This is a genomic window from Vibrio sp. 10N.222.49.A3 (genome assembly GCF_041475145.1).
GTDB lineage: Bacteria > Pseudomonadota > Gammaproteobacteria > Enterobacterales > Vibrionaceae > Vibrio > Vibrio tasmaniensis_A.
The window spans coordinates 46,926-59,782 of record NZ_JBFRVM010000015.1 but is presented as its reverse complement, the minus strand read 5'-3'; the positions used below and the strand labels follow the sequence as shown (position 1 = coordinate 59,782).

Annotated in this window: 8 protein-coding genes; all 8 read right to left on the bottom strand. The window is 43.8% G+C overall.

Annotation, left to right across the window (positions count from 1 at the left end):
- Positions 1–57: 57 nt before the first annotated feature.
- The 8 genes from AB4589_RS01685 to AB4589_RS01650 all read right to left on the bottom strand — a co-directional run bounded on the left by AB4589_RS01685 (position 58) and on the right by AB4589_RS01650 (position 12,854).
- Positions 58–1,122 carry a porin gene (locus tag AB4589_RS01685; protein ID WP_372099144.1) on the bottom strand — a complete coding sequence of 355 codons (1,065 nt, stop codon included), beginning with the start codon at positions 1,120–1,122 and terminating at the stop codon, positions 58–60.
- Between the two features lies 1 nt (position 1,123).
- The gene (locus tag AB4589_RS01680; protein ID WP_017080103.1) at positions 1,124–1,600 is read right to left on the bottom strand and encodes a hypothetical protein; all 477 of its coding nucleotides are present in this window, start codon (positions 1,598–1,600) and stop codon (positions 1,124–1,126) included.
- A gap of 9 nt (positions 1,601–1,609) precedes the next feature.
- The gene (locus tag AB4589_RS01675) at positions 1,610–4,813 is read right to left on the bottom strand and encodes a response regulator (RefSeq protein ID WP_372099143.1); all 3,204 of its coding nucleotides are present in this window, start codon (positions 4,811–4,813) and stop codon (positions 1,610–1,612) included.
- 215 nt (positions 4,814–5,028) lie between these two features.
- Positions 5,029–5,403, bottom strand: coding sequence for a hypothetical protein (locus AB4589_RS01670; RefSeq protein ID WP_372099142.1), 375 nt, complete (start codon positions 5,401–5,403; stop codon positions 5,029–5,031).
- 109 nt (positions 5,404–5,512) lie between these two features.
- Positions 5,513–7,651, bottom strand: coding sequence for an ATP-binding cassette domain-containing protein (locus AB4589_RS01665; RefSeq protein ID WP_102249233.1), 2,139 nt, complete (start codon positions 7,649–7,651; stop codon positions 5,513–5,515).
- Positions 7,648–9,234 carry an ABC transporter transmembrane domain-containing protein gene (locus AB4589_RS01660; protein ID WP_017102610.1) on the bottom strand — a complete coding sequence of 529 codons (1,587 nt, stop codon included), beginning with the start codon at positions 9,232–9,234 and terminating at the stop codon, positions 7,648–7,650. Before AB4589_RS01660 ends, AB4589_RS01665 begins: the two co-directional genes overlap by 4 nt.
- On the bottom strand, positions 9,224–10,648 hold the full coding sequence (locus AB4589_RS01655) for a TolC family protein (RefSeq protein ID WP_017102611.1): 1,425 nt from the start codon (positions 10,646–10,648) through the stop codon (positions 9,224–9,226). Before AB4589_RS01655 ends, AB4589_RS01660 begins: the two co-directional genes overlap by 11 nt.
- Positions 10,623–12,854, bottom strand: coding sequence for a response regulator (locus AB4589_RS01650; protein WP_017102612.1), 2,232 nt, complete (start codon positions 12,852–12,854; stop codon positions 10,623–10,625). The genes AB4589_RS01655 and AB4589_RS01650 overlap by 26 nt, the downstream gene beginning before the upstream one ends.
- Positions 12,855–12,857 lie beyond the last annotated feature (3 nt).

The window sequence follows — 12,857 nt, the reverse complement described above, 5'->3', positions numbered from 1 at the left end:
AAGGTTATTTAATTAACTTGGGCTTTTATTTCTAATGACGATTAATTTCACGCTTGATTAGAAAACGAAACTCAACATGATGGTGTAAAGCATGGCATCCCTGTCACCCGTTGGGGTATCGATAAATACGCCATTTGATTTTTTCGATTCAAAGTACTGAACTTCGCCATTGATAGAAACGTTTGGCAGAACATCGTAATCAACGCCGACTAAATAACTATTTCCGTTTAAATGCTCATGGTCGTCAAATTGTGCACCATACACAACGTAAGGAGTGAATGCTCCTAAGTGGTATCCAAGACTGGCGTACATGGATGAAGAGAAGTCACTGATTTGTCCTTCACTTGTCAAAACAAATTGACCCAGTTCGTATTCTGCTCCTAATGACCAAAGTTGGATATGCTGGTTATCTTGCTCAGTTCTGAATGGGGTCGGTACTCCGGGAATTGTTGTGATAACAATCTGATCGAAATTTGAATCTAGGAAAGATAAATTCCAACGGTAGCTATCACCGCTTAGCTGCAGATTTGCGCCGAGCATGCGATTGGTTTCAAATTCCAGTTTTGTAGTCGAGTTGAAATCTACGTCATTTTTATCTTTTATGCCGATAAACGGAGTAAGTGAAAGAGTAGCTTCGTCACTGACATCGTGAGTCCAGCTCACTTTTATGCCATTGAAAGCTGTGATTCCGAGAACGCTGTTATATACCTCTGTAGGGGGTCTCGCGGTCATATAGGCTTGGCCGACATAGTAGTATTCAGAGGCAAGGAACAGTGGCAGCCTTAAGCGTCCAATACTTACATCGAAGTCGTTAAACTCGTATCCGAGGTAAGCCCATTCGAGTTGAGGGTCACTCCAATCATATTGGGGTGGCTTGACAACTTGTACGGAAGCTTTGAATGAGTTGTAAAAGTAATCTAGTTGAACACCAAATGTGGTGTCACAGTCGTAGCAATTTTCGTCGGTAAAACCGCGAGTGATCATCAAGGGGGTTTCATTGTCGGACTTAGCCCAGGATGTTGAACCGAAGCCACTCAAGGATAAATTATCGGTAAGTTCGATATTCGCAAAAGCCGGAGAGGCCATTGAGGCACATAACACTGACGTAATTATTCTTTTCATATTATTTCTCCGAACTTATAACGTAGAGAATGTTGGCATTTTGAGGAACCGAAGAGAGTGGGGAGTAACCAATACGGTTTGGTTTGTCATCAAGCCAGTCCACTAAGCTGTCGGTTGACGCCGTTTTGATTTCTCTTGGATAACGCGCTTTTCCTGAAAAAGATAAACCAGCCCAGTGTGCATTCATTTGAGCGGCATTTTTTCCAAGCAAAAGCTGATAAAAGTCCTCTCTTTCGGCACTGTTCTCAGGCCAATCAGACAGTTCAACACGTTTGCCATTGAGGCGTTTAGTTTTCCCTCTATAGAGCTTTCGCGCTTTGTTTATTGATATCTCTTCAAATCCGGAGTCTAAAGAAAATATGGCATAATCTTCAGCGGCGTGAGCAGGGCTGAGAAGAAGCAAGCTTCCTAATAGCCCTACAGCGACTGGCAACATGACTCTGCGGGGAAGTGTTTTTATTGTTCTAATCCAATCCATGGGTATCTCCTAACAAGTCGCACTTTCTATTTGATGGAATAGCTTTTCTTTTCTTACGGGCTTCGCTACATATCCATCCATGCCTGAATCAAAGCACTTTTGAATATCATCGTCGATAACACTGGCGGTTAACGCGATGATAGGCGTTTTGCTTAAGCCTAGGTTTTTCTCATGCTCTCTGATCTCTTTGGTCGCAGTGAAGCCGTCCATAACGGGCATCATGCAATCCATTAGAATAATGTCGAAGCTACTGTCGTTTTGGTACATGTCGACGGCGATTTGTCCGTTGTCGGCGATTTCAAACGCGTAGCCGGCCTTTGTTAACATCACAGAAGCGACTTTTTGGTTAACTCGATTGTCTTCGACGAGCAGTATTCTTTCAGATTTACTCGGAACCGTGTTTTGCACTCTTTCTTCTGGCAATGTTCGCTTAACTGCAGCATTAAGAATCGGCGTTACGGTCGCGGGTTTTTTCGTAGATTTAGTTTTGTAGGCAGCAGGAAGTGGCATCGCTTCAACGGCGGCAAGTACTTTTTCTTTTAGCATTTCAAATTTGAATGGCTTTGGTACATAGTCATCCATACCTACGTCGAAACACTTTTGAATATCATCATCAATCACACTGGCGGTTAAGGCGATGATAGGGATACGGCGCGTGGCGTTGGTCTCTTTTTCAACGCGTCGAATGTTGCTTGTCGCTTCAAAGCCATCCATGACGGGCATCATACAGTCCATCAGTATCACTGCGTAATGAGGGTTTGCGGTGAACATGTCCACAGCTTCTTGACCATTATTAGCGAACTCGAATTCAAAACCACTTTTACCGACATGAAGCCCAGCAATTTTTTGGTTGATCTTGTTGTCTTCGACGATGAGGATTTTGTGTTGGATCTCTAGAGGTTGCTGGCTTGCCTCTGAAAGCTCAGCTAAACCCTGCGTATCACAGAGCTCAATAGCTTTAATTAAACGTAAGCCGAGTAGGGGCTGTGCGACTTGTGCAGTAACGCTGTCGCCAAGATCCGCAGGCTCACTTAAGAAAGAACGTATCAAACAGATAGTGATGCCATTTTGGTGCAGCTTAGCTAAGTTATCTGCGTGGGTATTAGCTAGGAATGCATCATCTTCAGCGAAAACGACAGTAATCGGTTTATTGTGTTTCTGAGTCGCGAGTTGTTCGGTCATCGCGGAAGTGTTATTCGTTCGCTGAGTTACCTTTAAGCCATAAAGGTTAAGGTCGCATTCTATTCGTGTAGAAAGCATGTTCTCGTTACCCAGAACATAAATGTCAGCGGTTGCAGTGCTTGGTTTAGGTAGCATCATGTCAACGGGTAATTCTAAGTCGAAGTAGAAACAGCTGCCTTCACCCTTGACTGAATCGAGCTGAATCTGGCCACCCATCAGTTCGACCAACTGTGTACTGATGGCGAGGCCAAGACCGGTACCGCCAAACTGACGTGTAGTTGAGTCATCTTCTTGAGCAAAGGGCTCGAATATTTGTTTCTGTTGTTGCTTGCCGATACCAATACCTGTGTCGCGAACGGCAAATCGAATGGTGACATTATCGTCAGATTGTTCGAGCGTTTGGATTGATAATGTGACGCCACCTTCTGCCGTGAACTTCACTGCATTCGACATAAAGTTCATTAGGATTTGTCTTAAGCGGTGATCGTCGATCATCACGCGAGCTGGTGTGTCTGGGCTGATATCAACGTTAACCGATATTTTTTGCTCTTTCGCTTTTGGCGCAACAATAGAGGCTATGTCGTATATCGATTCTCTAATCGACGCCGAGTGCGGGCTGATTAACAGCATGCCAGATTCAATCTTCGAGAAGTCTAAGATATCATTGATCAAGCTCAGTAGCAGTTGGGATGAAGTTTCAATCGTATCCACATAATCACGCTGTGTGGGTGTGAGTGGGGTATCTGCAAGAATCTCGGAAATACCAATAACGCCATTGAGTGGGGTACGAATTTCATGAGACATATTGGCCAAGAAGCTGCTTTTCGCTTTGCTAGCTTGTATTGCATGATCTTTCGCTTCTTCAGCGTCTTCTTTGGCTCGCTCTGCGTCTTCTTTCGCTATCGTAAGCCTCTCTTTTGCAAGTTCTCGCTCGATGGTCAATCGTTCAACTTGCTGCGCAAATAGACTGAGTTCATCTTTGCCTTGGATTAACTTATCCAAAGAAGGGCGAGTTTCGTCATTTTCGCTTTTTAAGAAAGCTAACACTAAATTCAGGTTGTTAGTGACTTGTCTCGCTAAGCTTAGGGTTAAGCCCATAACAGTTGCTGCAAGCAACGTGACGATGGAAATAAATAGCGTTCTTTCTGTTTGAGCATCTGAGATCGCTTGAGCTACTTCGGCTTGGAACTCTTGTTTGATCACGTCACCTAAATTCTGCAACAGGCTTAGGCGAGCACTCATCGCATTGAGTCCGGTAGTGATCTCTTGTGGAGTCAATGCGCTTATTGTGGATGAACTATGAAGTGCGTGACGTATCTCTTGGCTTTTCATAAAAGCCTCATCTTTAAACACTTCAATCATGAGTGAAACTTGATGTGTATTGGCATTCAAGGACACAAATCTTTCTAAGAACAAAACTTGCCTAGCATTGAGGCTTTCAACCAACTCGGCTAGTTCAGAATCATACTCTTGATGATTTTGGTAAATATCGAAGAGTGAAGCGCTGAGCTTAAATTCTTCATTTGACCAAAACATCAACCACTCTAGTTGATGCAAGGCGGTGAGGTGCTGTTGAATCTCACGCTTGGTGATATCAAAAGGGACTTTCTCAATGGCTAGCAACAATTGTTGGTACAAGTCACTTTGCCATTCAATCGCATCCAGCTTATCGAAACTGTCGGTCGTTTTCATAGTCGACAAGGTTGCCTCACTGAAGTCGGCCAGCAGTTGGTTCACTTCTTCGGAACTGTTTAGAAATATGCTAGGTGAAAGTGCTTTGAGCTCGGCATTTACCTTAGCACTTCGATTAACGAACTCTTCAGTGTTTGGTGCCAAAGTACTTCGATACAAGACAGAGATATCTTCAAGGTAAATTGCTAGCTGATTGGTTCGCTCAAAATCGTTTAACTGCGTCGTCAGAAAGTAAGCTTGTCTACCGGCTAAGAAAAGGAGCAATGAGATTGGTAGTAGAACTAAGCCAAAGAGTTTATGTTTAACTGAAAGGTTATTCCAGACCGTAAGTGTCGACATATTAAGGATCCATCCAACTGGTTTTATATAAAAACAGTAGAATAAAAATGCCGATATGGAAACTTTGAAACTGTAAATTTAATGGAAGTGTGGGAGGGGTATAAGTTCTTGTGATTCCTAAGCTTATTTTGAAATAGCTTCTCTTGCTAGCAATTTATAGCGTTTGGCGGTCGGTTTGATTTTGATGCTTATTGATGAGTATCTTAAAAAGCGAGTTAATTAGGGTGATTTTTATCGAGACTTAGTTCAAATAGAAGTTGCTCTAACACCGTTTTTGCAGAAGGTTCTAGTGCCCAAACACCGAGCACTCTGTTCAGTGCAGCGCGGTACACTCTGTTTTTGAGTAGGAAAGCGAGCGTACGCGTATCGTTGCTCAGAACATTTGATTGTACGACGGTTAACTCAGCTTTGTTCTCGATATCGATTTTCTGAAGATTGAAAGCGGGTAGAAAGGCACACTCATACCAAACTTCTATGATCTCTCGAAGTTCGATTTCCTCTTCAGGCACATCGCAGCCCTGAAGTTGATGGTTTTCAGGAATTGCGGATAAGTAAGCTACATCAAGCTTGTCTGCAACGAATGTGTACATTTGCTTCCTTTTTATCGGTGATTTTAGAGCGAATCATCTCTCTCACTTATGTTTTTGTCAATTACATCTATTTATCTAACGAGTAATTTGTGAATAAGCATCGTCGTGTTTAACTCAAGCTGTTTAAGTATTTGTCTGTTAAGCCAAAATATTTCAAGTTGCCATCAGGTTCTAGAACCAAACTCATATTGGAAGTAGCGATCAAACCGGGATCATTGGTCGAAAAAATGACGGTTTTATTCAGCAACTTATCGCTGAACAGGCGGTTAAAATACTGGGCGTTTTCATTTTCAGCCCCGTTGAACGGTTCATCAATGATTATCAGAGATTGCTCACAGTTACCTAAACCAAGTGCCAAACGCAGCTTTTGTTGAATGCCATTGGGAAGACCTTTGCACTTATCGACACTCAATTGAGTCGCTAAGCCTTCTGGCAGCCATTCGTCTAGCTCGAAGAAGCTCACCATCTCCTGCATTTTCTCTGTCGGAATGAGTCCGTTATGCAGAATGAAGTTGGTTTCTAGTGAGCCTTCAAAAATATGCAGGTTAAAAGGGATGTAGTTAATTGAGGTGCGATAACGGTAGCTATTGAACTGTTTAATGTTGTAACCATCGACAGAAACTGCGCCTTGATAGCGGTCTTCTAGCCCAGCAATGATTGAAATTAAGGTGGTTTTTCCGCAGCCCGTAGGGCCACAAATGACCACTTTTGCACTGGGTGGTATTTTGAACCCCAAGTTGGTTAACCCTGTTGCTGCCCCTGTGTAACGGTGGCTGACACCACTGCCCACAATATTTCCTTGGAACAGCCGAATAGGCGGGCTTTTTTCTAGCGTTAACTTGTCGTCATTCATCGACATCAAGTTGTTGATCTGTGCCGACGAAGCCTTGATGGATTGAAACTTAGAAATTGAGTTATAGATGCCCATTATCGGGCCTAGTGCTTTCCAAACGAGAATAACGGTTGCGAGCATCGCGCCCGCATCAGAAGTGCCTTCCATGACTCCGATTACTGCGGTCACGATACTTGCAGTACCAATCACCTGAATCAAACTACCACCTGCAGCCTGAATTTTACTGTTGGTTACAGCGACATTCTCCGCATCATTGGTGCTTTGCATATGGGAGGCACTAAAACGAGATTGAACCACGCGCAACAAAGGCAAACCCTGAATGGTCTTGATACCACGAAGGATTTCATTCCATTGATAAGAGACCATCGCATTGGCGCGAGAGCTTTTAGATGTGGCTTGTGAGTAGATGTAACGAGAGTAAACACAGAACACCAACATCAATATTAAGCCGCCCATCACCACAAGTGCAGCGGTGCCAGACATCAGAGCAATCGCAATGATGAATACAATCACAAACGGCATATCAAAGTAACTAAGGGTCGATTCTGCGGTCACTAAGCGGCGGAAGGTATCGATATCTTTCAAACGAGCCAACTGAGACGAAACCCCTGCGGTTGAAGTCATTGCGTAGGGCAGCCAAAGCAGTTTCGATATTACGGCTTGGGATATGTGAACCGCGAGATCTTTACCGGAGGTCGCAATGATGTTGACTCGCATCTTTTTGAAGAAGTATTCCGAGAAGCCGACGATCACGGCAAATAGGGTCAACCAATAGAGCGTGGCTTGAGAACTCGAAGTCAGTGCGAAGTTATAGACACTCATGATGAAGAATGGCTGTAACGCACCGAGAATACTGATGACGAAGCTCAGAATGATCAGGCTTTTAAGTTCATTGTTGTAACGATAGAAAGCGTATTTTATCCAATTGCTTCTGTCTTGCGATTCCGGAGGTGGTTCGCGGAACAGACGAGAGTACTCGCTAATAGAAATCAGCAAGCAGGGCTTTTTACACATTGGGTATTCAATGGTGTTGTTGTTCGTGTAATCAAACAGCAGCAACTTCCCATCTTTTGTCCCTAAGAAGATGGCACTGAGGTTTTCTATCTCAATAAAGCACGGGTGAGGATATTTATCGATATTCTCGAGTGTCTTTAGTTTGGTCACATCACAGCGGTATCCAAGGCGCTCTATGGTTGCTGTAAAGCTATCGCCGTCTTTGGGTTTTGGAATAAAAGCATCGCTGAGTATAGCGGGCGTGCCTTCCCATTCGAGCGCTATCAAGGTGTAGGCCAAACCACGAATAAGTGGCGATTGACTGTAACGTTCGTCGTATCCACTAGATTCAAAATCCAAAACACGTTGCGGCACATTATTGAAGTCTACTAGGATACTCATTGGTCACCTCCGATAAGTTTTACGCGTTTGAGGCGGTGGTTAAGTTTATCCATCTTATTGCTGGCGATGATTAAGATTTTGTCATTGGCACGATAGGCGGTACTGGTCAGCACGACGCGCGCAAATTCTTCATCAAAGACGCAGTCTATATCGTCGAATATCAACACACGCTTACTGGCGAGCAGGGCACGGACTAATAACAGAGCATAGCCAACTTGGCGTGAGAATGGGTTACGCATGTGACCTTTGAGCTCGGTATAGAAACCTGCAGGCAGCCCATCAATTTGAGCCTTGATGTTCATGGTTTCACATAAGGCGAAAGCCGTATTGTTCAGGCTTGGACGGAAACAGGTTAGGTTATCAATAATGGTCCCTTCCACGAATGAACTTGTTTTATCGACCATCAGCACGCTGTTACGCCAAACGTTGTAGTTTACGTCACTCAGAGGCGTGTCATTAATCATGATGTCCAGTTTGTTATCATTGTTCTGACGTGTAATACAGTTAGCAAGGTGGGTCTTGCCGGAGCCACTTTTCCCGGTAAGCAAATAAGTTTGTCCGAGTTCGAATTCGATACGCTGCTTTTCAGAATATTTAACAGAAATACGTTCTACTTCGGTCGTCTCATGTTGATGTTCAACCGACGCGGCCAGTTCAAGAAGTTCGGCGATACGTTGTATATGGAGCTTGTTTAGTTCCCAGCGGCTCGCGGTACGCATCACTTGTTGGTAGGGCGCGAAGTAACGATTGGTAAGCATGATTATCGCGGCCATAATGCCTTGGCTTGACTCCATATTGATCACGGCTGTTGCCAATACCACAACAACACAAGCAATCGAGAGTTGTTGGATGAGCGCTAAGATTAAGCCAAAATTCGATTCAATCTGTTCGTATTTGATGTTTTCAACTTCACGTTCCTCGACCATTTGTGTCATCAGGCTTTCAACGCGGTATTCCATATTTCGAGCTTTGATATCAAGCGGGCTAGAGATGATCTCGATGATTTTGGAGGTGGTTAACCCTTCGATGTCTGACTTATTCTGCAAACTACCAATCTTTTGTTTGGAAAGGCTCCACGCGAAAATAGCCAAGATGACAGAGGCAATCAGAAGTGTAATACCAGCCCATATGTTGATGAGTCCTATGATAAGGATGGTAATCAAACTGACAGCAAGGTTGATCAGTGCTCGAACCGATTCTCCACCAAAAAAGGTTTTCAGTTCTGGAATGGTCGAAATACGCTCCAAATATTCACCGGGCTCTAAACGGCGGAATTTAGAGATCTCAGCCAAACAGATGGATTGAAACACCTTATTGGTTAAGTTGGTCTCAAACTGCCTCATGATGACAGAGGAAATCTTCTCTTCCTGATTTTTCAGGTGGTAGTCAAGGAAGATGGAAATCAAGATAATCGTAAACAGTAAGAACAGAGTATCTTGTGCTTGGTTGGGTAACACTCGGTCAAAAATGATCAGAATAGAGAAGGGCAGTACCAAGCCAAACAGGGTCGATATTATCGTTGAGAAAGTCAGATAACACTTATCTGCCATATTGATCTTTTGCGAAAATTGCTCAGTTTGCATTACGACCTCCTTTTCTCAATGACTCCGTTGAGAGAAGGTGTTTCGGCACCAAATCTTGATTGTCTCGTCCCTCAATATCGCTCATCAATTGCATGATGCTCTCTATCGATTGAATTGAGAGTATGCCTTTAATTTGCTCAAGCTTGATGGTCTCGATGATGTAGTCGTATCGTGCGCTTTCATAGTCTCTCAAAGCGCTGAACAGTTTACTTTCCGCCGCCAGCAAGTCGGTGATGGTACGCGTGCCTAATTGGTAGGCTCTTTGGATCCCTTTATAAGAGGCATAGTTGGCGCGAATGATGTTCTCGTAACTGCTTATAGATTGCGAAAAATCGTTGATGTTGAGTACAGAGGTGTTCACGCTGTTGCGCGTGGTGTAAAGCGAGTCTTGATAAAGCAGTTCAGTACGTTCAATTGCCGTCGATGATTTTTGATATCCATAGTAATCAGAACCACCAGACAAAATAGGCAAGGCTAGGTTCAAGCCAACGCTAGTTGAGTTGCTTTCGCCTGTCGCTGTGATGTCGGTTTTATCGTAGTTATTGGCGTCATCGTGACGATAGCTGGCTGAGAGTGACACGGTAGGTAAGAAGTTTGTACCGCTCTCTTTTAAGCTTCTACGGCTTCTCTCGACGTTTTTCTTGGCTACTAGTAAGTCGTTGTTGAGCTTTAACGCTTGATCCATGATTGAGTGTTGTTCGCTTTCGTTTATCTCTTTTAATGGCACACTTTCGTATATATCCTGTGATGGAGTGATAGGGTACTGAATCTGAATGGATAGCCCGTTGAGAATGACACGGCGATCTTTCTGCAAGGTTCTTAATCGATTCGACACACCTTCTTTCTGAGCGATAACTTCGTACAGCTCGCTGGCGGCTGTGTTCCCCAACTCTACGTTGCGTCGCATCTGATGTTCACGAGTCTCAGACGACTTAAGCTCTACCTTGGTCGCTTTTATTTGCGCATTGTTTTTCAAATACTCGAAGTATTGAGAGCCGATTTCAGAGATAGTGCTCTGGATTTTGTTCTCGTGTTTAATTTCTTCAATATTGAAGTCGAGTTTTGCCGTTCCATATTTAAAAATATCACCAAGATTGAATATCGATTGGGTAAGGGAAAGGCTGTAGCTGTTTGAGTTATAGCTGGAGGTTTCATCGGGCACGCTCGATAACAAGGTTTCATTCTCATTCCATGTAGTATCAGCTGCACCATTGAGTGAAGGAAGAAACTTAGAGCGGCTGATCCCAATGTTGTATTCGTTCTCTTCCACACCTTTATCACTGGCGCGAAGGGATAGGCTGTTTTGCAGGCCGAGTTCTACCGCCTCAAGCAGGGTCGTCGCCGATACTGAAGGTGTTGTGCTGAATGCAAGCGCAGCCATAATGCTGCTAGTTAAGTTTCTGTACCGCCACATACTTGTTGATCACCTTGATGATTTGGTCGCTTTTGTAAGGTTTGCTGATCACGTAATCCATTCCGGCTTCAATACAAGCCTGGTGTTCGTTACTGCTGGTCAATGCGGTTGCCCCTATGATGGTACAAGGGTTTTTCTCGTTCTCTTGTTCAAACTGGCGAATGCGTTTGGTCGCTTCAATGCCGCCCATACCTGGCATGATGCAGTCCATGAAAATGATGTCAGAACGTTTATTCATGAAGTGCTCTACTGCGTCGGCACCATCGCCAACCGTGTCTGGTTCATACTCTTGTTTGGTTAAAATTCGTTTAAGTAAGATCTGTTGAACTCGGTCATCCTCTACGATAAGGAATGAACTGTTTTCCATCTGCTCTTCTGATGCTTCTGCTTCCATAATGGTGAGTAAGTTCGGAATAAACTCATAAGGAATCGCAGGGGAGTTGATGATCTTATCGACGAAGCTGTGACACTCTTGTGCATGCTGAGTATTGGTTACTGACAGCAACAGCTTGGTATTTGGATGATTCTTAAGTTGAGATTTCACCGTTTTGCTCAGTGATGGCAGCTTGTTAGGTTCAAAGGTATCGGTCAGCATGATGGCATCGTACTCACCAAAGGTCTTCGCCGCTGAAAACAACTCATTTGCAGTGCGGATTTCAGTGATATCAAGCCCCAAGTTACTGAGCATTTTCTTCATTACATCTATACGAACTTGTGTATTGGCGCAAAGCAGTAAACGCTTGCCGTCGAAGCGAGTTTTCTCTGTATGGAAATTCTTCGCCTTGAGATCAAGCTCGATCTGAAAACGTTCCTGTGTACCCGATTGGAACCAGTGACTTTCGTAATACCCGTAATCTTTTAATACGCTTTTCGCTAAGTCGTCTGTGTTAGCAGTATGGTGTTTATGATCGCTCCAATGGAGCTTATTGAGCTTGGCGACAGAGACATCCAGTGTTGAAAGGAAATTCAGATTGATGGTGACACGTGTATTTTCCATATCCGAAGCTGCGCCAGACTCTATTGTCACGAACAACTTCTTGTTTGATTTAAGTTGGATGGCGTTAGAAAGCTGCAGGAACAAGATCCAGAACAAGCTGGTGGATTGGCCTTCCACACGGTTCGGCAAATTATCAGAGATAAAGCAGTCGAGTTGACCTTCGTTCCTCTGAACTTTGGCGCTGATATGAATCATCAATTCAGACAACACGCTCAGTAAAGAGAATTCCTTCGACTTACTTTCCGTACCCTGTGAAATCAAACGGTTATAGTTTTCTGCTAACTCAGATAACGTACTACATGCTGAGGTAATATCCTTCGCCATCAATACGCCGTTTTCATCGGTTTCTTGAACCAGATATTGGACACCACCGTTGATGGTGTTGGTGATTCCGCGAATCTCATAGCCGATTAGCGCATACAGCTGTTTGTAGAGATCGTTATTGCGCTTTTGGTCTTCCAATTTACTGAAAATCAGTTTGAGGTGAGAGTAGATCTGGCGTTGTTTCGGATTGATGCTCACTTCATTCAGAAGCTCTTCGAGTCTTTGTAAGTCGAGTTGTTTCAGCTCTTGATAGAGAGCATCGAACTCATAGTCGATTTCTCGTTCATTAGAGCTGGATTTCTTCAGCTTCAACATAGCAACTGAGTTCGATAGGACCGTGATTACTGCCAGTATCACGACCACCATAAACAACCAGATAAAGAACTCATTTTTCTCTGACATCAAGTCGCTCGCATGGTTGTTGAACATGGTGCGGTAGTTGTCGTCCATCTGTAGGTAGTTGTTGGTCAGTGACAGGTATAAGTCGAGTACGTCGTTGCGTGTTTTAGTGCTGTCGGAAAAGCGATTGATAGCTAATTCAAGTTGGGTGTATTCAGTCGCGCCAACCAAGCTGAACTCAGTTTTGTTCAAAGAGGCTAGCGATCTAAATTCATCTATTTCACGCTTCAAGTTAACTAGATTGAATTCGTTAGTACCACAAGTGTCGGTACTTAAGCACTGCTGTAGAGTTTGAATATCTTGTTCGATGGTCTGATTAAGCTTCTGAGCTTGTATGAGCAGTGGGGCACTTTGCACTTGAGCAACCGAATCTACTTTTGACCAAGAAAAGTATAAATAGAAAGCGAGCGCCGCTAGTACTACGCTGAACAATATGCTCAGACGTAGAGCTGGTACGGAAATGTTATAAGAAGGTTTTCCGCTCATTGA